At 65.9% G+C, this 23206-nt stretch carries 22 protein-coding genes and 3 pseudogenes; 14 read left to right on the plus strand and 11 right to left on the minus strand.

All coding sequences use genetic code 11. The annotated features are described in order from the left end of the window. Window positions 1-1238, minus strand: a pseudogene (locus tag CG716_RS28610) (hypothetical protein); the annotation flags it as partial. A gap of 345 nt (window positions 1239-1583) precedes the next feature. Between CG716_RS28610 and CG716_RS29990 the strand changes: the two are divergent. Beyond that, window positions 1584-1841: a hypothetical protein gene (locus tag CG716_RS29990; protein ID WP_133067041.1), complete on the plus strand. Its 258-nt coding sequence runs from the start codon at window positions 1584-1586 to the stop codon at window positions 1839-1841. A gap of 398 nt (window positions 1842-2239) precedes the next feature. Here CG716_RS29990 and CG716_RS28615 read toward each other — a convergent pair whose 3' ends face one another. Continuing rightward, the gene (locus CG716_RS28615) at window positions 2240-3418 is read right to left on the minus strand and encodes an acyl-CoA dehydrogenase family protein (protein WP_094484527.1); all 1179 of its coding nucleotides are present in this window, start codon (window positions 3416-3418) and stop codon (window positions 2240-2242) included. Next, the gene (locus CG716_RS28620; protein ID WP_094484528.1) at window positions 3419-4411 is read right to left on the minus strand and encodes an acyl-CoA dehydrogenase family protein; all 993 of its coding nucleotides are present in this window, start codon (window positions 4409-4411) and stop codon (window positions 3419-3421) included. It lies immediately after the preceding gene. Between the two features lie 274 nt (window positions 4412-4685). Between CG716_RS28620 and CG716_RS28625 the strand changes: the two genes are divergently transcribed. Genes CG716_RS28625 through CG716_RS28640 form a run of 4 tightly spaced genes read left to right on the plus strand, consistent with a single transcriptional unit; the run spans window position 4686 to window position 8285 of the window. Beyond that, entirely contained in the window at window positions 4686-5777 is a 1092-nt protein-coding gene (locus CG716_RS28625) for an amidohydrolase family protein (RefSeq protein ID WP_094484548.1), read from the plus strand. A gap of 21 nt (window positions 5778-5798) precedes the next feature. Then, window positions 5799-6944, plus strand: coding sequence for an amidohydrolase family protein (locus CG716_RS28630; protein ID WP_094484529.1), 1146 nt, complete (start codon window positions 5799-5801; stop codon window positions 6942-6944). Between the two features lie 43 nt (window positions 6945-6987). Then, entirely contained in the window at window positions 6988-7380 is a 393-nt protein-coding gene (locus CG716_RS28635) for a Rieske (2Fe-2S) protein (RefSeq protein ID WP_094484530.1), read from the plus strand. Continuing rightward, window positions 7377-8285: an alpha/beta fold hydrolase gene (locus CG716_RS28640; RefSeq protein WP_094484531.1), complete on the plus strand. Its 909-nt coding sequence runs from the start codon at window positions 7377-7379 to the stop codon at window positions 8283-8285. The genes CG716_RS28635 and CG716_RS28640 overlap by 4 nt, the downstream gene beginning before the upstream one ends. A 14-nt stretch (window positions 8286-8299) precedes the next feature. On the opposite strand, the gene CG716_RS28645 is transcribed toward CG716_RS28640, so the two are convergent. Beyond that, entirely contained in the window at window positions 8300-8782 is a 483-nt protein-coding gene (locus CG716_RS28645; RefSeq protein WP_094484532.1) for a hypothetical protein, read from the minus strand. Window positions 8783-8835: 53 nt separating this feature from the next. On the opposite strand from CG716_RS28645, the gene CG716_RS28650 reads away from it, so the two are divergent. From CG716_RS28650 to CG716_RS28690, 9 genes and pseudogenes are all read left to right on the plus strand, one after another. Next, window positions 8836-10143, plus strand: a complete 1308-nt coding sequence (locus CG716_RS28650; RefSeq protein ID WP_094484533.1) for an NADH-ubiquinone oxidoreductase-F iron-sulfur binding region domain-containing protein — start codon at window positions 8836-8838, stop codon at window positions 10141-10143. An 8-nt stretch (window positions 10144-10151) separates the two neighbouring features. Further along, window positions 10152-10430 carry a ferredoxin gene (locus tag CG716_RS28655; RefSeq protein ID WP_207760814.1) on the plus strand — a complete coding sequence of 93 codons (279 nt, stop codon included), beginning with the start codon at window positions 10152-10154 and terminating at the stop codon, window positions 10428-10430. Continuing rightward, complete coding sequence (locus tag CG716_RS28660) at window positions 10427-12073, plus strand: thiolase C-terminal domain-containing protein (RefSeq protein WP_094484535.1); 1647 nt, start codon at window positions 10427-10429, stop codon at window positions 12071-12073. The genes CG716_RS28655 and CG716_RS28660 overlap by 4 nt, the downstream gene beginning before the upstream one ends. A 33-nt stretch (window positions 12074-12106) precedes the next feature. Next, window positions 12107-12979 (plus strand): alpha/beta hydrolase, encoded by an 873-nt coding sequence (locus CG716_RS28665; protein WP_094484536.1) that lies wholly within the window; start codon window positions 12107-12109, stop codon window positions 12977-12979. Beyond that, complete coding sequence (locus CG716_RS28670) at window positions 12979-13797, plus strand: NAD(P)-dependent oxidoreductase (protein ID WP_094484537.1); 819 nt, start codon at window positions 12979-12981, stop codon at window positions 13795-13797. Before CG716_RS28665 ends, CG716_RS28670 begins: the two co-directional genes overlap by 1 nt. Next, window positions 13743-14603: pseudogene (locus CG716_RS28675) on the plus strand (NAD(P)-dependent oxidoreductase); the annotation flags it as partial. The gene CG716_RS28670 and the pseudogene CG716_RS28675, both read left to right, overlap by 55 nt. Before the next feature lie 102 nt (window positions 14604-14705). Then, window positions 14706-15908, plus strand: coding sequence for a cytochrome P450 (locus CG716_RS28680; protein ID WP_094484539.1), 1203 nt, complete (start codon window positions 14706-14708; stop codon window positions 15906-15908). After that, window positions 15905-16096, plus strand: a complete 192-nt coding sequence (locus CG716_RS28685) for a ferredoxin (protein ID WP_094484540.1) — start codon at window positions 15905-15907, stop codon at window positions 16094-16096. The genes CG716_RS28680 and CG716_RS28685 overlap by 4 nt, the downstream gene beginning before the upstream one ends. Window positions 16097-16175: 79 nt before the next feature. Next, on the plus strand, window positions 16176-16955 hold the full coding sequence (locus CG716_RS28690; protein WP_094484541.1) for an emopamil-binding protein: 780 nt from the start codon (window positions 16176-16178) through the stop codon (window positions 16953-16955). Here CG716_RS28690 and CG716_RS28695 read toward each other — a convergent pair. The 7 genes and pseudogenes from CG716_RS28695 to CG716_RS30985 form a co-directional block, all read right to left on the minus strand. Next, on the minus strand, window positions 16948-17454 hold the full coding sequence (locus tag CG716_RS28695; RefSeq protein ID WP_094484542.1) for a hypothetical protein: 507 nt from the start codon (window positions 17452-17454) through the stop codon (window positions 16948-16950). The genes CG716_RS28690 and CG716_RS28695 overlap by 8 nt on opposite strands. Further along, window positions 17451-18059: a TetR/AcrR family transcriptional regulator gene (locus CG716_RS28700; RefSeq protein ID WP_094484543.1), complete on the minus strand. Its 609-nt coding sequence runs from the start codon at window positions 18057-18059 to the stop codon at window positions 17451-17453. Before CG716_RS28700 ends, CG716_RS28695 begins: the two co-directional genes overlap by 4 nt. A 116-nt stretch (window positions 18060-18175) precedes the next feature. Continuing rightward, a complete protein-coding gene (locus CG716_RS28705; RefSeq protein WP_094484544.1) occupies window positions 18176-19336 on the minus strand; it encodes an acyl-CoA dehydrogenase family protein in 1161 nt (386 codons plus the stop codon). A gap of 10 nt (window positions 19337-19346) precedes the next feature. Then, complete coding sequence (locus CG716_RS28710) at window positions 19347-20492, minus strand: thiolase family protein (RefSeq protein ID WP_094484545.1); 1146 nt, start codon at window positions 20490-20492, stop codon at window positions 19347-19349. Between the two features lie 32 nt (window positions 20493-20524). Beyond that, window positions 20525-21739 carry a CaiB/BaiF CoA transferase family protein gene (locus CG716_RS28715; protein WP_094484546.1) on the minus strand — a complete coding sequence of 405 codons (1215 nt, stop codon included), beginning with the start codon at window positions 21737-21739 and terminating at the stop codon, window positions 20525-20527. Window positions 21740-21773: 34 nt separating this feature from the next. Then, complete coding sequence (locus tag CG716_RS28720; protein WP_165774346.1) at window positions 21774-22964, minus strand: acyl-CoA dehydrogenase family protein; 1191 nt, start codon at window positions 22962-22964, stop codon at window positions 21774-21776. Between the two features lie 93 nt (window positions 22965-23057). Beyond that, a pseudogene (locus CG716_RS30985) lies at window positions 23058-23206 on the minus strand (amidohydrolase family protein); the annotation flags it as partial.

Consider the following 23206-nt stretch of genomic DNA (forward strand, 5'->3'; position numbering starts at 1 on the left):
GCCTGCACCAGCGCATTGATGAACGCCGCCGGGTTCGGGAACGCCGCCAAAGCCGCCTGGAACGCCGCAAACAGCGCACTGGCCGGATTACCCAGCGCATTGAGCAGCGCCTGGAAACCGGTGAGCCCCGCCGCAATCCCCGCCTGCAGGGTGGCAGCCAACTGACCCGTGAAGGTCGTGAACGCACTCGCCAACACACCCAGGGTCGGGTTGATCGCCGCCAGCGCGCCGGTCAGCGCCGCCACGAACGCCGCCGGGGTCGGGAACGCGGCCAACGCGGCGTTGAACGCCGCGGCCAGAGCCGCACCGCCGTTCTCCAAGGCAGTGACAAATCCTTGCAGGCCATCGACACTGATGCTCAGTGCTGCCTGCAGAGCCAGCCCGAGGTTGACGTTGACATTGCTGAACGCCTGAACCAGCGCGCTGATGAATGCCTGCGGGTTCGGGAACGCCGCCAGCGCCGCCTGGAATGCCGCTGCCAGTGCACTGGCCGGATTGCTGAGCGCGTTGAGCAGTGCCTGGAAACCGGTGAGTCCAGCTGCAATTCCAGCCTGGAGGGTCTGGTTCAGCTGTCCGGTGAAGGTCGTCAGCGCGTTGGCGAGGATGCCCAGCGTCGGGTTGACTGCCGACAGCGCTTGGGTAAGCGCTGCAACGAAGTCTGCCGGGCTCGGGAATGCGGCCACCGCAGCATTGAACGCCGCGGCCAGCGTGGCACCGCCGGCGAGGAGGGCCCTGGCCAGATCGGCAGCACCCTGGACACTCACGTTAAGCGCAGCCTGCAGGGCCAGCCCGAGGTTGATATTGACATTGCTGAACGCCTGTACCAGCGCGCTGATGAAGATCTGCGGATCCGGGAAGGCAGCCAGCGCACTGTCGACCGCGTGCGCGAGCGCGCTTCCGCCGTTGAGCAGTCCGTCGACGACGGACTGCAACGCGGTGTTCCCCGAACCGATTCCGTTGATCAGAGCGGACTGAAGAGCGTCACCCAGCTGAGTGATCGCGTTATCGGCCGCGCCGTTCAGTGCATTGAGCCCGCCGCGCACGCCGTTCCAGCCATCGTCGATGGCCTGGATGACGTCTTGCAGTGAGGACAGTGACACATCGGCGAGTGCGGACAGTGCCCGGTCTCGCGTCAAGTGAAGATCAGGCGGTGTCACCTGAATGGGCGCAAGCACAATCGCGCTGGCCCCGAAGACTGCCACCCCCGCGGTCAGATACGACCGAACAGCAACGTCCATGACTATCCCTTCAACAATGGCTGTGCCCCGACAAGCGCGAACTTACCTGAGAAGAACCTAAGTAGCCAAGCGGATCCTCTGAGATTTTCTTGGTTGCTGTGGCTATTTTTGATTTGAATGCCATCGATTAGCTGTACGGATATTAACTGCGATTATTTGACGAACTCGTATATTGCAATTCAGCAAAGAACCATTCGTCTGCTGCACACTTTCGGCAGCTGGTCGTGACGTGAACGGGAAGACACCGGCCGAGACCTGCCCTGAGCGCGGCTGATCACATGACTGGGGCGTGCGGAACCAGCGCCGCAAGCACCCCGCAACCACGTCGGCCTACGCACGCAAACCGTGAGCCAAGCGAACGATCAGCAAGGCAGGAGGCCACCACATGGCCCCGATGAGCTGTTCGCCGCAGCCGGCGGGCTGCGGGGACGCTCACAGAAAAAATTCATGGAGATTCACAGCTACGACACGCCGCAGCGGCCGGCGAACATGCCCCACCTGAGTCACGGGGCCGCGGCGACGTGGCCCGCGTATGAGTTTGCAGAAACAGGTTTGAACCATGCGACGGCCGGGCATCTTCGACTCAAGCGTTTCGACGTCTAGTAGCAGTTGGCCAGTCGTTGAGCACACAAAGTCACGAGCCCGGCGAGAAAGGGTTCTGTTCCGTGAACTCGGGGCGATGACTATTCGCTGTAGTCGCATCAGCACGATGAAATATGTTGATTTGAGAATTAACTGCAGCTCTATTCACTACCCGCCCGGGCCGCGAAATCCTAGAAATTCCTGAGAGCGCGAGGACTGATCGCAGAATCAGTTCAGCAAACGACTCTGGCGGCAACGCCAGTGGGCTTCCAGCGCTACCGCTCCACTGGGGAGATTGAGGATGTACCCACCTCGCGCGCGAATCAATCTCGGCGCGGAAAGCAGGCGCTAGCAGGCGCGGACGACGGATACGCCGTCCGCGCCAACGCGAACAGATCAGGCCGCTCGAGCGGCCGCGCCTACTTCCCGCGCGGCAGGCCCAGCACCTGCTGGGCGATGATGTTGCGCTGGATCTCCGAGGTACCCCCGGCGATCGTTCCCGAGAAGCTTCGCGCATGGCGCTCGAACCAACTCGCGAAGTAATGGTCGAGGTTCATGTGTGCGTAGGGCCCCGTGCTGGATGGATGCACCAGGCCGTCGGAACCGGCTGCCGCAAGGGCATATTCGGACGCCCGCAGCTCTGCCTCGGAACCGAACAGTTTGACCACCGACACCGATGCCACGTCGGATTCCCCGCGAGCGGCCTTGGCCAGGCCAGACGACCCCATCAGGCGCAACGCCTGATAGTCCATGATCACCGAGGCGTACTGGTCCTGCTCCAACGGCGTCTGCGGCGCGAAGTCTCCGATCATGTTCGCGATGCGGTCCGCGAATCCCAGCCACATCATCGTGCGCTCGTGGCCCAGGGATCCATTGGCCACTCCCCAGCCGCCGTTGAGCGGGCCGACGAGGTTCTCGGCGGGAACGCGGACGTCGGTGAAGAACACCTCGTTGAAGTCTTTGTCATCGATCCCGCAGATCGACGCGAACGGCCGGCACACCACTCCGGGCAGATCGGTCGGGATGATCAGCACGCTGATGCCCTTGTGCTTGGGCGCATCGGGATCGGTGCGAACGAACGTCAGCAGGAAGTCGGCGTCGTGGGCCCCTGAGGTCCATACCTTCTGGCCGTTGACCACAAAATGATCACCATCGAGGACGGCGCGGGTGCGCAGTGATGCCAGATCGGATCCCGCGCTCGGCTCGCTCATACCCAGCGAGGCCGTCTTGTCCCCCTTGAGCACGGGTACCGCCCAGCGGTGCTTCTGCTCGTCGGATCCGAACGAGATCAGCGATGCCGCAATGATATTGACGCCCTGCGGGTTGAAGCTGTGGTAGATCCGGCGGTTGCACAGTTCCTCGAGATGGACGAACTGCTGCAGGATTGAGGCATTGCGGCCGCCGAACTCGGGCGGCTGGGCAGGCAAGAGCCAGCCGTTGTCGAACAACAGACGCTGCCAGCGACGCGCCCATGCCGGCATATGGGATACCGACCGCGGCCGCTCCAGGGTTTCGGCCTCGGTGGGCAGATTGGCGTCGAGGAACGCGCTGAACTCGTCGCGGAACGCCTCGACCTCGGGATCGAATGAAAGCTGCATCTACAGTTCCCTGTACTCCTTGGCGATCAATGCGCGGTGCTCGGCGGCACCGCCCATCATCAGCTCGCCGGACTTGGCGCGCTTGAGCGCGAATTGGACGTCGTTTTCCCAGGTGAATCCCATGGCGCCGAACAGTTGCAGACCGTGCCGGAACACCACCGACTGGCAGTCGCCGGCCGCTGCCTTGGCCATCGAGGCGGCCAGCCGCCGGCGAGGGTCGTCGGCGCTGATGGTCAGCGCGGCGAAGTACGCCAGGGCACGGGCCCGTTCGATCGCGACATGCATATCGACAGCCTTGTGCTGCACGGCCTGGAAGGAGCCGATCGGTACGCCGAATTGATGGCGATCCTTCACGTGTTGCAAGGCCAGGTCGAGAGCGCGCTGGCAGGCACCGACGGTGGTGATCGCCAGTCCGGTCAACGCAACGTGACGGGCCCGTTCGGGATCGGAGTGCGCGCGGTCCTCATCGGGAACATGAACTCCCGGGAAGGTGACATCGGCGACGTGCAGCACCGGGTCGAACACCGGGATGCGGGTGACGATGGCGGCGGAGGCCTCGACGAGGAACACCCCTCCGTCGGTCACCACGGCCAGCTTCTGCGCCCGGTCGGCGTCGAGAACCCATCGGGCGGTGCCCGAGAGCACCCAGCCATCGGCATCCCGATGGGCGGTGACTCCGCTGTAGACCGCGGTACCCGCCTGTTGCGGGTCGTAGCGGTCACCGGCCAGCGGCGCGAACTGGGTCAGGGTGGCCAGGAAAGGGGTCGGGTCCGTGGCGCGGCCGAACTCCTCGAGCACGATCGCGAGCTCGACGGCGTTCTCGGACTCGGCCAGTTCGGTCCAGCCCGCGTCGACGTAGGACTCCCACAGCGGACCCGGGTCGACGCCGTCCTCGGCAATCCCGCGGATCAGCGAAGCCGGGCACTGCTTGGCCACCGCGTCGCGCACGGTCTCCTGCCACAACCGCTGATCAGCATCAAATTCCAGTAGCACCCGCTGCCTCCTGCACGGACGGGACCGGCGTGAATGGAAATCCAATTCTCCATTCGTGCGTCACCGGTTCTCCCTAGACGGTATCGCACTCTACCGGCTGATTTGCTTGCTGCCTACGGCCGGGTGAGGCAAAGTGGTAATGAGGTTCTACTCTCAAGCACGAGAACACTATTCTTTCGAATGAAGAACTAGGATTTACACTGGAATGGTCCGGTGCGAGCGTGCCGCCGCAGGCATGCGTCGACGCCCGGGCGTTCACCGGAAGGTGGGATTGGTGATAGAGCACCACGACGGGACCACGACGCCCGTGATCGATGCGAGCGTGCACATCTTCTTCGGGTCGACGCCCGAATTGCGCAGCGTGATGAAGGAGCCGTTCAAGAGCCGCGGCTTCCCCGACTACGAGATGGACTGGTACGGCGCGCCAGGTGGCGAATACCTCAAAGGGACACGCGGGCCGGACGGCCAGTACCCCGGATCGGATCCGGCGATCGTTGCCCAGCAGCTGTTGACCGAACGCGGGGTCGATATCGCGGTTCTGCACCCGATGGGCCGGGGCATCATGCCCGACCGGCACCTGGGCACCGCGATCCTGGCCGCGCACAACGAGATGCTGGTGTCGCGCTGGCTGGACCATCCCGAACTCGGAGAGCGGTTCCGGGGCACCATCCGGGTCAACCCCGACGACATCCGCGGCGCACTGCGCGAGATCGACAAATACAAAAACCACCCTCGGGTGGTTCAGATCGGCATCCCGCTGCAGTCTCGGGAGCTGTACGGCAAGCCACAGTTCTGGGATCTGTGGCAGGCCGCGGTGGACGCGGGATTGCCGGTGGCCACCCACATCGAGACAGGTGAAGGCATCGCGTTTCCGCCGACACCGTCCGGGCACACCAGGACCTTCGAGCAGTACCTGGGCTTCATGTCATTGAATTACATCTACCACTTGATGAACCTGATCGCCGAGGGTGTATTCGAGCGCTGGCCGGACCTCAAGTTCGTCTTCGCCGACGGCGCGGGCGACATGATGACACCGTTCATGTGGCGGATGGACTGTTTCGGACGTCCGCACCTGGAGCAGACGCCGTGGGCACCGAAGATGCCCAGTGATTACCTGCCCGGACACGTCCACTTCATCCACAACAGCCTGGACGGACCGGGAGATGCCGATTTCGCCGACGAGTGGCTGTCCTTCACCGGTAAAGAGGACATGCTGATGTTCGGCTCGAGCTATCCGCACTGGCATTGCGGCGATGTTCGCGCACTGCCCGCTGCGTGGACGCCCGAGCAGCGCGAGAAAGTCTGCTGGCGCAACGCGGCGCGGCTCTACGGCATAGACATCCCGGCCGGCGTGGCTGCACAGTAGACCTGAGGTAAGGAGACCACGATGACTCTCACCCATAGCCAAGAGCGAGTCGCGCCGGCCGAGCGCGTCGCCATCCGGTGCGTGGACTCAGACGTCCACCCGGTGCCCAAGCGCGGCGTGCTGCAGGAGTACATCCCGGAGCCGATCCGCACCAAGTACTTCAAGAACCACCGGGTCGGCGAAACGATCTATTACGACTCACCGGACTATGCGCACGCCTACGCGATGCGGGTCGACTCCTTCCCCGACGACGGCGAGTTCGCCTGCAGCGACCCCGACATGGCACTTCGACAGGCCGTCATGGAGGCCGGTGCCGACGTCTGCATTCTCGAGCCCGCGCACGCACCCTGCCGGATCCCGGAGGCGACCGCGGCACTGTCCTACGCGCACAACACGTGGCAGGTAGAGCACTGGCTGGACAGCAAGACCAACTGGCACGAACGCTGGCGAGGGTCGATCTGCGTGGCGATCGAAGACCCCGAAGGCGGGGCGCGCGAGATCGAGAAGTGGGGCGAGCACCCCTACATGGCTCAGGTCATGATCAAGGCTGAGCCTCGCCCATCGTGGGGCGACGCGAAATACGACCCGATCTGGGCGGCCGCCACCAAAATCAACAAGCCGGTGAGCTGCCACCTGTCGCGCGGCTTCTTCGAGACTCTGCCGATCCCGCCGGTCGGCTTACCGAGCTACAACCACGACTTCATGGTCAGCTACTCGCTGCTGGCCGCCAATCAGGTGATGAGCATGATCTTCGACGGGCTCTTCGACCGCTTCCCCACCCTGCGGATCGTGTTCGTGGAGCACGCCTTCAGCTGGATCCTGCCGCTGATGTGGCGGATGGACGCCATCTACGAGGCCCGCAAGTCCTGGCTGGACATCAAGCGCAAACCCAGCGAGTACGTCAAGGACCACATCAAGTGGACCACCCAGCCGCTGGACTACCCGGAGGACAAGACCGAACTGCTGCGGGCCTTCGAGTGGATGGAATGCGAGAAGATCCTGCTGTTCTCCTCCGACTACCCGCACTGGACCTATGACGACCCGCGCTGGCTGGTCAAGCACCTGCCAGAGCACGCCCGCGAAGCAGTGATGTTCCGAAACGGCATCGAGACGTACGGCCTGCCCGATACCGTGCCGGCCCTCGAGGGTCAGACGCGGGTGTTCTGACAGCGATGACTAATCGGAGGGCAGGAGCGGAGCGACCCGGGATATGACTGAAGCGAAGAAACAGCCCCGCCTGGCGCAGGGCCGAGAGCACGTGGTTGCCACCGTGGACGAAATCCCGCCCGGGACGCACAAACTGGTACCGATCGGGCGGCACGGCGTCGGCGTCTACAACGTCAACGGCACGTTCTATGCCATCGCGAATTACTGCCCGCACGAAGGCGGTCCGCTGTGCTCGGGACGCCCGCGTGGCCGCAACATCGTCGATGAGAACGTTCCCGGCGACGCGGTGATGGTGCGCGATATGGAATTCATCTATTGCCCGTGGCACCAATGGGGGTTCGAGTTGGCAACAGGCACCACGGCGGTCAAGCCGGAGTGGAGCATCCGCACCTACCCGGTCCGTGTGGTGGGCGACGACGTTCTCGTGATGGCATGAGCACGCCTACGACTGCCGGTCCGCAGCTACGCGACGGCGAACAGGTTCTGGAGATCAACGGCGGCAACGTCGTCTACGAAATCCTCGGTGACAAGGGCGACTACATTGCCCTGACCCCCGGTGGCCGATACAGCAAGGACATCGAGGGCTTGCGTCCGCTGGCCGAGGAATTGGTCAAGGGCGGCCACCGAGTGCTGCTGTGGGACCGTCCCAACTGCGGAAAGTCCGACCTGCAGTTCTACGGCCAGAGCGAATCCCACATGCGCGCTGAGACGTTGCACGGCCTGATCACCGGCCTTGGTATCGGCCCGTGCGTGATAGCCGGCGGCTCCGGTGGTGCGCGCGATTCCATCCTGACGACGATCCTCTACCCCGAGATCGTCACCAAGCTGGTGGCCTGGAATATCGTCGGCGGCGTCTACGGCAGTTTCGTGCTCGGGTCGTACTATCTGGTGCCGAGCATCCTGGCAGTCCGCGGGTTGGGCATCAAAGGCCTTCTGCACGTGGATGAATGGAAGGAACGCATCGCCGAAAACACGGCGAACAAGGACCGGATCCTGGCACTGGATGCCGACGAGTTCCTGCGTGTCATGCTGCGCTGGCTCAACGCGTTCGTCCCCAAACCCGGCCAGGCGATCCCCGGCGTCGACGACGAGTTCTTCGGCGACATCAAGGTGCCCACCCTGATCATCCGCGGCGGCGAGAATGACTGGGACCACCCGAAACGCACGTCGCTGGAAGTCAACTGCCTCATCAAGGGCTCCACGCTGATCGACCCGCCGTGGCCGGAGGACGCCTGGGAACGGGCAGGCGAAGACCGGGCATCCGGGAAGGTCAAGCGGTTCAACATGTTCGACACGTGGGTGCAGGCGGCCCCGGCCATCCTGGACTTCCTCGGCCGATGAACGTCTCGTTCCACTCAGACCATGCGGATCTGGATCTCGCAGTTGGTCGAGGCTTCGAGTGCGGTGTGCACCCGGCTCTCCGGGATGCGCACCATATCGTCCTTGCGCAACGTCACCTGGATGATGTCGTAGCCGTCGTCGCCGGCGGTGCGAGCGATGTCGCCGCGCAATCCGAAACCGGCCAGAACCCCGTGGGCGTCCTCGTCTGTGCCACGGCTGACGTAGGTCACCACACCGGTGACCGGCTCGGTACCGAATGCCTTGGCGCACAGACTAATCGCGAAGTGCTTGAGCCCATCGGGGTCAGCGGGGTCGGCATTGCTGATCAGCAGTTCGGCTTCTCGCCGGCCGCGCGGCATCGCGGCCAGGTTGTTGTCGATCACGTCGACGCCGTCATGCTCGGCAAGCGTGCGCAGCGCCGCAACGCCCTCGGCGAGCTGCGCCGGCGTCAGCCCGCCGGACGGGTCGACATCGACACGAACCACTGCCGTTCTCATGCGTCTCAGCCTAGCGACCGCATGCCGGGCGCCCGAATCAGAAGAGGTGACCGATGAACGCGACCGCACCCGCGGCCACGGCCTTGACCGTCGCCAGTGCACCCGGCTGCACACCCCGATTGCTGCGGCTGCCCGCGACGGTGGAGAGCATGAGTGCGTATGAGTCCACCGGCGGGTACGCGCTGCTCGACAATGCCGAGGCGCTGCTCGCCGAAGTGGAGAACGCCGGCCTGCTGGGCCGCGGCGGTGCCGCCTTCCCGCTGGCCGTCAAATTGCGCACCCTGCGCGCAGCGCATGCCAGGGGGCACGAAACGGTGGTACTGGCCAACGGCGAGGAGGGCGAGCCCGCTTCGGTGAAAGACCGCTGGCTGCTGCGCCATCGGCCGCACCTGGTACTCGACGGCGTGCGGCTGGCCGCCCGGCTGGTCGGCGCGCAGCGGGCCTTCGTCTACGTTTCCGACCAGGACGCGGCGCGGACCATCGACAGCGCACTGAACGAGGTCGGTTTCGATACGTTTGGCGGCCTCGAGATTTCGATCGTCACCGTGGCGCCGGGGTACGTGGCCGGTGAGGAGACGGCCGCTGTCCGGGCCGTCAACGGAGGGCCGGCCAAGCCGACCGACAAACCCCCGCGACCGTTCCAGCACGGCGTCTCGGGGCATCCGACCCTGGTGAGCAACGTCGAGACTCTGGCGAACCTGCCCTACGTACTGCGCCACGGCGGCGCCGCGTTCCGCTCGGCCGGCACAGACGCGTCACCGGGGACCTTCCTGATGACGATCACCGGCGCCGGCCGCCCGCCGGCCCTCTACGAAGTCCCACACGGCATGCCGTTCACCGATCTGCTTGCACTCCATGGTGTTTCACCGGATGCAGTGCAGGGCGCCCTGATGGGCGGTTATTTCGCGGGGCTGCTGAACCGCGACGTCCTCGACACCACGCTCGACCATGAGACGTTCCGCGCGCTGGGCTGTGGTCTGGGTTGCGGCGCGATCGCGATCTTGACCGACGACTGCCCGGTGGCCGTCGCGGCCTCGGTGCTGGCCTACTTCGACCGCGAAAACGCCGGGCAGTGCGGGTCGTGTTTCAACGGCACCGCGGCGATGGCCGCTGTAGCCGGGGCGCTGCGCGACGGCGCGGCCACTGCCGAGGACGTCGCACGCCTGCAGCGCTGGTCAGTCGTGCTTCGCGGCCGCGGTGCGTGCGCCACCCTCGACGGGGCGGCCAACGTCGCTGCCAGCCTGCTCGCGCAGTTCCCGCAGCTGGTCGAACAGCATCTGGACGGGGCCTGTGATCCGTGCCGCTCGGCTGCCTTCAGCGCCCAACGTCCCTACGAGGTGGAGGCGGTGACCCAGCCATGAGCGACAACATGCGAATCCGGTTGGACCGGACGGTCTGTGACGGTTTCGGCGTCTGCGCCAAGCACGCGCCGAAGCACTTCTCCCTCGACGACTGGGGGTATGCGTCCCTCATCGGGGACGGCACCGTCGACGAGGCCGACCGCGGCGATGTCCTGCGGGCACTGTTCGACTGTCCGGTGCACGCGATCATCGAGATCACCGGCGACGAATTCAACGGCGCGACACGATCGGAGCCAACGACCGACGAGACGCCGGTCTTCGAGGCCCATTGGGGCTTCGCCCAGTGAGTCGTGCTCCCCTGCCTCAGATCACCGCCGAGAACGAGTTCTTCTGGACCGCCGGTGCCGATGGCACGCTGCGTATCCAGGAGTGCCAGGGCTGTACGTCGCTGATCCACCCGCCGCAGCCGGTGTGCCGCTACTGCGGCAGCCATGACCTCAAAGCCCGTCCGGTCAGCGGGCAGGCGGTGCTCTCGGCATTCACCGTCAACCAGCGATTCAGCATTCCAGGACTGCCTGCGCCCTACGTCGTCGCGCAGGTGGCAATCTCGGAGGACCCGCGAGTCCGGTTGACCACCAACATCATCGACGCCGACCCCGAGGACCTGGAGCTGGGCCAGCTCGTCGAAGTCGTCTTCGAGCAGAACGACGACGTCTACCTGCCGTTGTTCCGTCCGGTGACACCGAAGAAGATCGTCGAGACGCCGGCCGACGAGATCGCCCCGCAAGACTTCGCCAAACATGTGCGCCCGCCCCTGACCACCACCAAATTCGAAGATCGCTCGGCGATCACGGGTATCGGCGCGTCGCGGCTGGGACGGCGACTGATGGCCAACCCGCTGTCGCTGACCGTCGAGGCGTGCGAGGCGGCCGTCGCCGATGCGGGCCTGACCTTCGCCGACATCGACGGGCTGTCCACCTACCCCGGCCTGGACATCGCCGGCATGGGCGAAGGCGGCGTGACCGCACTGGAAGGCGCCCTGGGCCTGCGCCCCACGTGGATCAACGGCGGTATGGACACGTTCGGCCCCGGCGGGTCGATCATCGCCGCGATGATGGCCGTCGCCACCGGGATGGCCCGGCACGTGCTGTGCTTCCGCACCTTGTGGGAGTCGACATTCCAGGAGCTTCTCAAGCAAGGCAAGATGGCTCCCCCGGGCGGCCTGCGCACCAGCAGCTGGCAGATGCCGTTCGGCGCCACCTCGGCCGCACACACGTTGGCGCTCAACGCCCAACGGCACTTCGCACGGTACGGCACCACCCGCGAAACACTGGGCTGGATTGCGCTCAACCAGCGAGCCAACGCGGCGCTCAACCCGACGGCTATCTACCGCGATCCGATGACGATGGACGACTACCTGTCGGCGCGGCCGATCACCACGCCGTTCGGGCTCTACGACTGCGACGTGCCGTGCGACGGCGCGGTCGCCGTGATCGTGTCGGCGGTGGAGACCGCACGCGATCTGCCCAAGAGACCTGTGCTGTTCGAGGCGGTGGGCACGCAGATCATCGAACGCACGGACTGGGATCAGACGACGCTGACCCACGAGCCGCAGGTGCTCGGCCAGTCCGCGCACATGTGGACGCGAACATCGTTGCGCCCCAGCGATGTCGACGTCGCCGAGCTCTACGACGGGTTCACGTTCAACTGTCTGTCGTGGATCGAGGCGCTCGGGTTCTGCGGTATAGGTGAAGCCAAGGACTTCCTCGATGGCGGCATCAACATCGCCCGCGATGGGGTGCTACCGCTGAACACCCACGGCGGTCAGCTTTCCCACGGCCGGACCCACGGCATGGGCCTGATCCACGAGGCCGTCAGCCAGCTGCGGGGCGAGGCCGGCGACCGGCAAGTCGAGGGCGCCACCGTCGCCGTGGCCAGTAGCGGCGGCCTGACGCCGAGCGGAGTGCTGCTGATGCGGGTTGATGACTAGCGCGGCGAGCGAGAAGCCGAAGGCGGATCGCGCATGAGCCAGGCGCCCACCCGCCGGGTGGTCCCCGTCGACGGCATCCCGATGTCGGGTCTGTTCGCCGAGGCCCCCGACCCCCGCGCGGTCATCGTCGCGTTTCACGGCGGAGCATCCTCGGCGGCCTATTTCGACTGCCCCGGCCACCCGGAGCTGTCGCTGTTACGCGGCGCCGCCGCAGCGGGTTTCAGCACGGTGGCATTGGACCGGCCCGGTTACGGCGCATCGGCCCCCTACTCGGATCAGATGTGGGAGCCAGAACGCCGCGTCGAGCTGGCCTACGCGGCCGCCGACGCAATGCTCGGCAAGCGGGATCGCGGCGCGGGGCTGTTCATCATGGCCCACTCCAACGGGTGCGAACTCGCGCTGCGGATGGCCGTCGCCGAGCGTGGAGGCGACCTGCTGGGCCTCGAGCTGGCCGGCACCGGGCTACGCCAATACCCGGCTGCCGCAGCGATTCTCAAGCAGGCCACCCCGACCTACCGGCCCGCGGGTATCCGTGAGCTGATCTGGGCACCTGAAGAGCTCTACCCCGCCGACGTCGTCAACGCCGTCGGCTCGGCCGGCGCGCCACCGCAGGAGGCGCAGGTGTCGGCCAATTGGGCCGGCCGTGACTTCCCGGCGCTGGCCGGCCAGGTCACCGTCCCGGTCCGGTTCACCGCGGCCGAGCACGAGCGGGTGTGGGATTCCACGCCCGAGGCACTGGCCGACATCGCCGCGGCGTTCGCCAAAGCGCCCAGCGTCGACATCCACCACCAGAAGGGTTCCGGCCACAATCTGAGCCTGGGTATCGCAGCGGCGCAATACCATTCGAGCGTCTTGTCATTCGTAGACCAATGCATAACCACTGATGTGGACCAGGAGGCTGGCTAATGCGCGTCGGATTCATCGGGCTGGGGAGCCAAGGCGCGCCCATGGCACGCCGGATCGTCGAGGGTGGCTACCCGACCACGCTGTGGGCCCGGCGCGCGGCGTCACTGGAGCCATTCGCCGATACCGCGGCCACGGTCGCGAACTCCCCCGCCGAGCTGGCCGCCAACAGCGACCTCGTGTGTCTGTGCGTGGTCGGCGACGCCGACGTACTCGAGGTGGCCACCGGCGAGGGCGGTGTGCTGTCCGGGCTGCAACCGGGCGGCATCATCGCCGTGCACGCCACGGTGCATCCGGACACCTGCCGCCAGCTTGCCGAGACCGCGGCCGCCCAGGGTGTGGCGGTCGTGGATGCACCCGTTAGCGGCGGCGGCCCGGCGGCCGAGACGGGCACGCTGCTGGTGATGATCGGTGGTGACGACGCGACCGTCGAGAAGGTCCGCCCGGTGTTCGCCACCTACGCCGACCCCATCGTCCACCTCGGTGGCGTGGGTGCCGGGCAGGTCACCAAGCTGCTCAACAACCTGCTGTTCACCGCCAACATCGCCACCGCCAAGACCGCGCTCGACCTCGGCGCGGCGCTGGGTGTCGCGCCCGAGAACCTGTCCGAGGTGATCACCCGTGGCTCGGCGAACAGTTTCGCCCTGGGCAGCGTGGCCCGGTTCGGCGGCAGTCTCGACATCCTCAAGCAGGTCGCGGCCGGGCTCTTGCACAAGGACGTCAGCTTGATCGCCGGCATCGCCGAAAACGCCGGCGCCACGCCCGGTGCCGTACTCGACGCCGCGGACGCGGCGCTGAGGTTGATGGACAATCCGCGATGAAGGTCGGCTTCGTCGGGGCCGGCCGCATGGGTGCACCCATGGTGCGCCGCCTCGTCGACGCTGGACACGCCGTGACGGTCTTGGGTCGTACGCCGGAAAAGCGCACTGCTGCCGAGGAATTGGGTGCCCAACCGGCTGATGGCCTGGCGGAGCTGGCCCGCGAGGCCGACGCGGTGGTGGTGTGCGTGTTCACCGACGAGCAGGTGCGGCAGGTCTGCCTGGGCGATGACCTGATCGGGGCCATGCCGCCCGGCGCGGTGCTGATCCTGCACACGACGGGCAGCCCGCGCACCGCGGAAGCCATTGCCGAAGAGGCAGGTACGCACGGCGTCGACGTCATCGACGCGCCGGTCAGTGGCGGACCGCACGACATCGCCGCCGGAACGGTGACCCTGTTCGTCGGCGGCGAAGCCAAGGCGGTGCAGCGGGTGCACCCGCTGCTGTCCAGCTACGGCGATCCGGTACTGCACGTCGGGCCGCTGGGTTACGGCCAGCGCGTGAAGCTCATCAACAACACGCTGTTCGCCGCCCAGATCGGGATCGTGGCCGAGGCGGTGCGGCTGGCCGGCCGGCTCGGCATCGACGAGGCCACCTTGCTGGCGGCCCTTCCCCACGGCAGCGGCACCAGCCGGGCGTTGAGCTCGATCGCGGGCGTCGGCTCGGCTGCCGGATTCATCGGCGCAGTCGGCGAATTCATCGGAAAAGACGTGGCCGTCGTCCGCGCCACGGTGGCCGATCTGGGCAGTGACCTCGGCCTGCTCGACCAGGTGGTCGACGCCGGTCTTTCCCGCGAGAAGGTTAGGTGATTCAGCCATTTTCCGCTCTCCCGACACCCCCACTGTTAGCGTTACAATCGACCAGCCTTCCGTAACGCTTCTGGCCCAGCTCTCGCCTCGGAGGAGAACGCAATGACACAAGCAGAACTCGTCTTCGACCCGTTCTCGCAGGAGTACTTCGAGAATCCGTTCGACATCTACCGCCGGATGCGGGATGAGGCGCCCATCTACTACGACGCCAAAGAGGACTTCTACGCGATCTCGCGCCACGAGGACGTCGCGGCGGCATTGAAGGACCACGAGAGCTTCTCGTCGTCGCGGGGTTGCGATCTGGCCATGGTCAAGGGTGATGAGCCGCCGCAGAAGTCGATCATCTTCATGGATCCGCCCGAGCATCGGCATATGCGCAGCCTGCTGAACAAGGCGTTCACGCCGCGCGCGGTGCAGTCGCAAAAAGATGTCGTCAACGAACTGGTCGACAAGTATCTCGCTGCGGTCGATCCGAACGCGTTCGATGTGGTCCAGGACTTCTCCGGGCCGTTCCCGGTCGAGGTCATCACCCGGATGGCCGGAGTGCCCGAGGAGTACCGCCAGCAGGTTCGGCACTGGATCGACACGAGCCTGAGCCGGGAACCAGGGCAGATCGAGCACAGCGAGGCCGGCATGCAGGCCAATATCGACACCGCGATGTACTACTACGGCCTGGTGCAGGAGCGGCGCGAGAATCCGCAAGATGACATGATCAGCCGCCTGATCGCCGCCGAGATCCCCGACGACGACGGCAACCTGCGCCGCCTGGACGACATCGAGATCTGTGGTTTCGCAACGCTTCTCGGCGGTGCGGGCGCGGAGACGGTGACCAAGCTGATGGGGACCGCGGCGGTCAACTTCGCCCGCTTCCCCGAGCAGTGGCAGAAGCTGCTCGACGACCGGGACAAGGTCCCCGCGGCGGTCGAGGAACTGCTGCGCTACGAGGGCCCGGTGCAGTACAACGTGCGCTACACCCTGCGGGAGGCGACGTTGCCCAGCGGGACCATTCCGGCCGGCAAACCGGTGTTCCTCCTGTTGGCGTCGGCGAACCGGGACTCGGCGGCCTTCACCGACGCCGAAACCTTCGACATCGACCGCGACCGCACCGAGGCGCAGAACCTCGGCCTCGGCTACGGCATCCACAGCTGCCTGGGCGCCGCCCTCGCCCGCATGGAAAGCGCCATCGCGCTGGAGAAGATGCTCGACTTCATGCCGCGCTACGAAGTGCAGTGGGACGGCCTGCGTCGGGTCCAAATGCAGAACGTCGCGGGTTTCTCGCACGTCCCGGTTAAGGTGCTCCGATGAAGATCGAAGTGGACTTCGGCCTGTGTGAGGCCAATGGGATCTGTGTGGGCATCATCCCTGAGGTCTTCGATCTGGACGACCAGGACTACCTCCACGTCCTCAACGACGAGGTGACCCCGGAGAACGAGGAGCAGATCCGCGAAGCCGTGCGCCAGTGCCCGCGGCAAGCCATCTCCATCAAGGAATAGCGCTCGCCGGGCCCCGCGCGGCCGGTGAGCCTCGGGCGCGATCAAGTAGTTGACACTTGCGCCGGGGAGGCCAACCACGATGACGACACTGCTCGACCACGAACCCAACTTCGCGCACCCGTGGGCGCCGCGCCGGCTGCGGATTTATGCCGGCACCGCGCTGTTCACCGCTCTCGTGTTCGTCGTGTTGACCATCGGCGTCAGCACCGGGATCGTCGCGCCGACCTTCACCACCGACGTGGTTGCGAACCTGATCTTCGGCATCCCGGTGATGCTGCTTCCGTTCGTGATCTTGTGGAACGCGCCGGGCGAGAAGCGATCCCGACTCGACAAAGCCGCCGAGCTCACGCTGTTCTATCTGCCCTACACCGCGGGCAGCCAGATCGGCTACGAGCTCGTATTCCTCATCGGCCATCCGTTCGGACTGTGGGCGCCGACCACCGATCCCGGGTGGAAATGGCTGTGGTGGCAGTACGGTCTGGCCGACACCCGCTATGTCAGCGGTAATCCGTGGACGTTCGCCCTGGAAGTCGTCGGGGTCGCCACGGGCGTGACGGTTTTCGTCGCCTGGACCCGATTGATCCGGTCGGACCTGACGACAGAATCCCGAATCCGTTGCCTGTGGCTGGCATTCGCCGGCTGCGCGATCTTGATGAGCAGCACCGCGGTGTACTTTCTGGCGGAGGTGGGCGCCGGGTTCACCGACATCGGGCAGGGCGGCTTCGGCCTGTGGTTCAAGTTCATCGGCGAGAACGTGCCGTTCATCGTGCTGCCGCCGTTGGTGCTGTACTCGATCTACTTGCAGATCGACTACCTCACCCGCAAAGCGGGCCGAGCCGCAGTGGTGAAGCTCAGCTAGCCGGCACCAGGTCGGCGCCGATGGGCGGGCAGCTCATGGCGCCGCTTCGGAAGGTCTCGGTCGGTGCGACCGAGATATCGCCGACTGCCGCGGCGGCCAGTGCCTGCGCCTTGAACACGCGCGCCGCCGAACTGAGCCGGTGCTCGACGGAATCCACACTGCGGTCGAGTTCAGTCGGCTGCACCTCACCCCAGAGCGCCACCTCGGTCATGCCGTAGTCGAGCGCCCGAAGAACACCCTCGCGAACCCGCGCATCGGTGTCCACGAGATTGGCCGCGACGGCCAGCGCCTGGGGCTGCGGCTGGTCGTCGCCGGCAGCGAGCACGGATTCGAAATCGACGGTCTGGGCCCCGAGGATCGACAGCGGGCGAGTGTCACCGGGCTGGGCGAGCAGAACGTTGACGTCCCAGCCGGCCATCACGCGGTCGAAGATCCAGCCACCGGCATGCTGCACCGCCTCAACCACGCTGGGCGCGACGATATCGAGCCGGTACCTCATGATCCGGCGACCGGCGCCATCTGGCTCGCCAGCGACTTGGAGTACTCCCGGAACACATCGATCAGCGGTATCGATGGGTCGAGCAGCCATGAGGTCTCCATTCCGTTCACAAATGCGAGGATTTCGACGGCCTTGAGGGCCGGGTTGACGTCTGTTCGGTAGCGGCCTTCGGCCTGACCGCGACGGATCCCGTCGGCCACGATCTTCAGCGCCTCCCGGTACCGGTTCAGCAGGCGGTCGTGCAATGGCGCGTCGGGTGCGATGTTCTCGGCCATCAACACCGCGAAGGTCCCGACCAACTCCGGTGAGCGGTCGAACCGCTCTGCGGCTCCGGCGATGCCCTCGACGAGGTCGCCGGTGCGGTAGTCAGCGTGCTCACTGTCGTCGGCGTCGCGTGCGTCGAGCACCGCGTGCAGCAGCTGTTCCTTGGATTCGAAGTGGTGCAGGAGCCCGGCGGCGGTGACGCCGGCCTCCCTGGCGATCTGAGCCAGGGTGGTGTTGCGCCAGCCGTTGCGCGCCAGGAGTCGCTGGGCAACGTCGAGAATGCGCTGCTTACGGTCCTCACCCTTGGCGAGAAGGGTTGCGTAGGGGCGGGTCGCCGTCACTGCACTCCCTTCCGTGGACCAACCTAGTGAACACACAGTAGGTTGGTTTGGGCCGGTGTGACAAGGGTCTCAGCCGAAAAATTTCGAGTGAGCGACCGGCCGCGAATCGGCGCCGGTTACAGCCCCAGCGACTTGGCGATGATCACCTTCATCACCTCGCTGGTACCGGCATAGATGCGAGCCACCCGCGCATCGGTGTACAGCCTGGCGATCGGATACTCCATCATGTAGCCGTAGCCGCCGAAGAGCTGGAGACAGCGGTCCACCACCCGTTGCTGCATCTCGGTGCAGAACAGCTTCACCCGTGCGGCGTCGGCACCGCTGAGTTCGCCCTCGACGTGTAGGGCCACCGCCCGGTCGAGCATCGCCTGAGCAGCCTCCACCTCCGTCGAGCAGGCGGCGAGTTCGAACTTGGTGTTTTGAAACGAGGCCACGGGCGTTCCGAATGCCTTGCGGCTCTGGGTGTAGTCGATCGCGGCGGTGATCGCCGAGCGGGCTTGCGCCACCGAGCCGACCGCCACGGTGAGCCGCTCCTGCGCCAGGTTGTGCCCTAAATAGCTGAAGGCCTGGCCGTCGGCCCCCAGCACGTTGGCCGCCGGCACGCGCACGTCGACGAACGACAGCTCCGCGGTGTCCTGCACCTTGCAGCCCATCTTCTCCAGCTCGCGCCCGCGCGTGAAGCCCGGCATCCCGTCCTCGACGACCAGCAGCGTCAGCCCGGCGCGGCGGTTGTCCGGATCGGTGGAGGTACGCGCCACCACGACCACCAGGTCGGCCTGCATGCCGCCGGTGATGAAGGTCTTGGCGCCGTTGACGATGTAATCCGCAGTCGGCCCTGAGCCGTCACGAACCGCCGTGGTGCGCACCCCGGCCAGGTCCGACCCGGTGCCCGGTTCGGTCATCGCGACCGCGGTCAGCAGCGTCCCAGCGGCCAGCCCGGGAAACCACCGGGCACGTTGTTCGTCGTTCGCGTAGTGCAGGAAGTACGGCAGGATCACCTCGAGCTGGGTGCGCACGGTGGACAGAGTCACCAGGGCGCGCGCCGCTTCCTCCTGCAGCACCACGTTGTAGCGGTAATCATCCTGCCCGCCGCCGCCGTACGCCTCGGGCAGGGTGATACCCATGATCCCGGTCTCCCCGAGCTTGGCGAACGTCTCGCGCGGCATCCGACCCGCCTTCTCCCACTGCGGGTATGCGGGTACGACCTCCTTCTCGATGAAGTCGCGAGCGAGTTCGCGAAACGCCTCGTGGTCTTCGGTGAACAGATCGCGGCGCATCAAGTCCCTATCAGTTGATCAGCTCGACGACGGTGGCGTTGGCTGTGCCGCCGCCTTCACACATCGTCTGCAGTCCGTAACGAATTCCGTTGTCGCGCATGTGGTGGAGCATCCGGGTCATCAACACCGCGCCGGAGCCGCCCAGCGGATGGCCCAGCGCGATGGCGCCGCCCAGTGGGTTGACGCGCTCGGCGGCGGCGCCGGTGTCGGCCTGCCACGCCAGCGGGACCGGAGCGAACGCCTCGTTGACCTCGAACACGCCGATGTCGTCGACGCTCAGCCCGGCCTTGCCCAGCACCTTCTGCGTCGCCGGGATGGGTCCGGTGAGCATCAGCACCGGGTTGGCGCCGGCCACCGCACCGGCGACGTAGCGGGCCAGCGGTGTCCAGCCCTGCGCAGCAGCATGTTCGGCGGTCGTCACTAGCAGGGCAGCCGCGCCGTCGGAGATCTGGGACGAATTACCGGCGTGGATGACGCCGTCCTCGGTGAACGCCGGCTTGAGGCCCGCAAGCTTCTCGGCGGTGGTCCCCCGGCGGATGCCCTCGTCGGCGGTGACCACACCGCCGTCGGTGGCGACCGGCACGATCTGGTCGGCGAAGGCGCCCCGATCCTGTGCGGCAGCGGCGAGTTCGTGGCTGCGCGCCGAGAACTCGTCGAGATCGGTGCGCGAAAATCCCCACTTCTGGGCGATCATCTCCGCCGAAATGCCTTGATTGAACGAGAAGTCGTCGTAGCGCTCGAGCACTTTCGGCCCGTACGGCATACCGGTGGCGCGGGCCGAACCGAGCGGAACGCGGCTCATCACCTCGACGCCCCCGGCAACCACCACGTCCTGCTGACCGGACATCACCGCCTGCGCCGCGAAATCCAATGCCTGCTGGCTGGATCCACACGCCCGATTCACGGTGGTACCGGGGATGGATTCCGGCCAGCCCGCCGCCAGGACCGAGAACCGCCCGATATTGCTGGACTGATCACCGACCTGCGACACACAGCCCCACACCACATCGTCGACCGTCGACGGGTCGAGCCCGGTACGGTCGGCGAGCGCGTTGAGCACAAGGCCCGACAGGTCGGCGGCGTGCATGCCCGACAGTCCGCCGTTCCGCTTGCCGACCGGTGTGCGTACCGCCTCGACGATCACCACTTCCCGCATGGCTGATCCCGCTCCTTACTCGTAAGAACTATTCACGCGACAGCACCCTGCTCGCGCAGCCGGCCGATCTCGTGGCCGGACAAGCCCAATTCGGCCAGCAAGGCATCGGTGTGCTGACCGAGACCGGGCACCGGCCCCATCGGCTGCTCGTAGCCCTCGATGATCGGCGGCGGCAGGATGGCCTCGATCGGCCCGGCCGTGGTCTGCACCGTCCGCCACCGGTCGCGAACCGACAGCTGAGGGTGTGACAGCACCTCGCTGGGCAGGTTGTAGCGGGCATTGCCGATGCCCGCGGTGTCCGCGGTCTTCTGAATTTCAGCGAGATCGTGCTGGCCACACCAGCTTTGGATGGCCTCGTTGAGGACATCGCGGTGGGCGACCCGATCGGAGTTGGTGGCGAAGCGCGGGTCGTCGGCCAAGTCGGGACGCTCGATGATCTCGCGCGCCAGCCGTTGCCACTCCCGGTCATTGGTGGTGCCGAGCACGACGGTCTGGTTGTCGGCAGTCTCGAAGGAGCCGTAGGGCGCGACCGCCGGGGAGTTCATTCCCAAGGGCTGCTGATCGACCCCGGAGTGCTGGGCGTAGGTCAACGGATAGCCCATCAGGTCCATCATCGTGTCGAACAGACTCACAGTGACGGCTGCGCCCCGGCGCTTCCGCTGACCGCGGGAGATCAACAGCGCCATGATGGACAGCGCTGAGTAGAGCCCGGTGGAAATGTCGGCGATCGGCGGCCCAGGCTTGGCCGGCATACCGGGATAGCCGGTGACAGCACATGATCCAGACTCCGACTGTGCCAACAGGTCGTAAGCGCGCTTGTTCGACAGCGGGCCGCCGGCCCCGTATCCGTCGATCTCGACGGCGATCACATCGGGGTGCCGTTCGCGCAACTGGTCAGGCGAGATGCCGAGCCGGGCGGTGGAGCCCGGCGCCAGATTCGACACCAGCGCATCTGCACGGTCGAGAAGCTGGTGCAGGATCTCGATGCCGTCGGCCGACTTCAAGTCCAGCGCAATGGATTCCTTGTTGCGATTGGCCCACACAAAGTGCGCGGCAAGGCCACCCGGGCCGTTGACGACGTCGTCGTAGTGGCGGGCGAAGTCGCCGCCGGCCGGGTTCTCCACCTTGATCACCCGGGCACCGAAGTCGGCCAGCACACGGGTGCACATCGGCGCCGACACCGCTTGTTCCAGGGCCACGACGGTGACACCGGCCAGCGGGGCTGCCGGTCCTTGTGCGGAACTCATCAGATCACCATACGGTCGGCCGCGACGCGCGCCACTAGTAGCTCTTGGGGAGGCCGAGCACGTTGGCGCCGAGGAAGTTCAGGATCATTTCCTGGCTGACCGGCGCGATCTTCATCAGGCGCGATTCCCGGAAGAATCGGGAGATGTGGTACTCCTCCGAGTAGCCCATCCCGCCGTGGGTCTGCAACGCGCGATCGGCTGCCGCGAACCCGGCGTCCGCGCACAGGTACTTGGCCATATTGGCTTCGCGGCCGCAAGGCTTTCCGTTGTCGTAGAGCCAGGTGGCCTTGCGCAGGATCAGCTCGGCGGCATCCAGGCGCGCGAGCGAATCGGCCAGCGGGAACTGGATACCCTGATTCATCCCGATCGGCCGGTCGAATACGACGCGCTCCTTGGCGTACTTGACCGCCCTGTCCAGCGAGACTCGTCCGATGCCCAGCGCCTCGGCGGCGATCAGCATCCGTTCCGGGTTCAGCCCGTGCAGGATGTAGGAGAATCCCTTGCCCTCTTCGCCGATGCGGTCGGAGACCGGGACCCGCAGATCGTCGATGAACACCTCGTTGGAGCTGACGGCGTTGCGCCCCATCTTCTTGATAGGCCGGATATCGACGTGGTCCCGGTCGATGTCGGTGAGGAACAGCGAGAGACCTTCCGTCGGCTTGCCTCCCCGCTTTTCAACGTCATCGCGGCTCTCGGTCCGCGTCAGCAGCAGGATCTTCTCGGACTCCAGCGCCTTGGAGATCCACACCTTGCGGCCGTTGACGATGTAATGATCGCCGTCACGCTTGGCGAATGTCGTGATACGCGAAGTGTCCAGTCCCGCACCGGGTTCAGTGACACCGAAGCAGACGTGCAGGTCGCCGTTGACGATCCGCGGCAGCGTCGCGGCCTTCATCTCGTCGGAGCCGAACACCACCACCGGTTGCATGCCGAAGATCGACATGTGAATCGCACTGGCGGCGTTCATGGCACCGCCGGCGCGGGCGACCTCTTCCGCCAACAGCGTGGCCTCGGTGATGCCGAGCCCGTGGCCGCCGTACTCTTCCGGGATGGTCATGCCGAGCCAGCCGCCCTGCGCGATGGCGTCGTAGAATTCCTGCGGGAATTCGTGCGCCTGGTCCTTCTCCATCCAGTACTGGTCATCGAACCGTGATGCCAGCTCCCGCACCGACTTACGGATCAGGTCCTGATCTTCGGTCAGCTCGAAGCTCATGCCTGAAGACATACCCACACTCCTCTATATCGTCGATACGCAGCCGAATGCGCCGGTGCGATCAGTCATTCCGCGCACCGGCACACCCTCGCCCAGCGGACCTGTTCAGTCCTTGTTGCCGGTCAGCGCCTTGGCGTTCGCCGCGAAGTCAGCGAAATTGGCACCGGTCGTCTCTTTCTTGGACAGTGCTTGGATCGAAACATCATGACCCTCAGCGGATTTGCGTAGTGCACCGATGGTGGCCTGATCCTTGG

Origin of the sequence: Mycolicibacterium sphagni, from assembly GCF_002250655.1 — a bacterium.
GTDB lineage: Bacteria > Actinomycetota > Actinomycetes > Mycobacteriales > Mycobacteriaceae > Mycobacterium > Mycobacterium sphagni.

Bases quoted from the DNA above. Each gene is read 5' to 3' on its own strand.
- CG716_RS28615 (WP_094484527.1), bottom strand. From the start codon at position 3,418: ATGCAGCTTTCATTCGATCCCGAGGTCGAGGCGTTCCGCGACGAGTTC.
- CG716_RS28630 (WP_094484529.1), top strand. From the start codon at position 5,799: ATGACTCTCACCCATAGCCAAGAGCGAGTCGCGCCGGCCGAGCGCGTC.
- CG716_RS28635 (WP_094484530.1), top strand. From the start codon at position 6,988: ATGACTGAAGCGAAGAAACAGCCCCGCCTGGCGCAGGGCCGAGAGCAC.
- CG716_RS28640 (WP_094484531.1), top strand. From the start codon at position 7,377: ATGAGCACGCCTACGACTGCCGGTCCGCAGCTACGCGACGGCGAACAG.
- CG716_RS28645 (WP_094484532.1), bottom strand. From the start codon at position 8,782: ATGAGAACGGCAGTGGTTCGTGTCGATGTCGACCCGTCCGGCGGGCTG.
- CG716_RS28650 (WP_094484533.1), top strand. From the start codon at position 8,836: ATGAACGCGACCGCACCCGCGGCCACGGCCTTGACCGTCGCCAGTGCA.
- CG716_RS28655 (WP_207760814.1), top strand. From the start codon at position 10,152: ATGCGAATCCGGTTGGACCGGACGGTCTGTGACGGTTTCGGCGTCTGC.
- CG716_RS28665 (WP_094484536.1), top strand. From the start codon at position 12,107: ATGAGCCAGGCGCCCACCCGCCGGGTGGTCCCCGTCGACGGCATCCCG.
- CG716_RS28670 (WP_094484537.1), top strand. From the start codon at position 12,979: ATGCGCGTCGGATTCATCGGGCTGGGGAGCCAAGGCGCGCCCATGGCA.
- CG716_RS28680 (WP_094484539.1), top strand. From the start codon at position 14,706: ATGACACAAGCAGAACTCGTCTTCGACCCGTTCTCGCAGGAGTACTTC.
- CG716_RS28685 (WP_094484540.1), top strand. From the start codon at position 15,905: ATGAAGATCGAAGTGGACTTCGGCCTGTGTGAGGCCAATGGGATCTGT.
- CG716_RS28690 (WP_094484541.1), top strand. From the start codon at position 16,176: ATGACGACACTGCTCGACCACGAACCCAACTTCGCGCACCCGTGGGCG.
- CG716_RS28695 (WP_094484542.1), bottom strand. From the start codon at position 17,454: ATGAGGTACCGGCTCGATATCGTCGCGCCCAGCGTGGTTGAGGCGGTG.
- CG716_RS28705 (WP_094484544.1), bottom strand. From the start codon at position 19,336: ATGCGCCGCGATCTGTTCACCGAAGACCACGAGGCGTTTCGCGAACTC.
- CG716_RS28710 (WP_094484545.1), bottom strand. From the start codon at position 20,492: ATGCGGGAAGTGGTGATCGTCGAGGCGGTACGCACACCGGTCGGCAAG.
- CG716_RS28715 (WP_094484546.1), bottom strand. From the start codon at position 21,739: ATGAGTTCCGCACAAGGACCGGCAGCCCCGCTGGCCGGTGTCACCGTC.
- CG716_RS28720 (WP_165774346.1), bottom strand. From the start codon at position 22,964: ATGTCTTCAGGCATGAGCTTCGAGCTGACCGAAGATCAGGACCTGATC.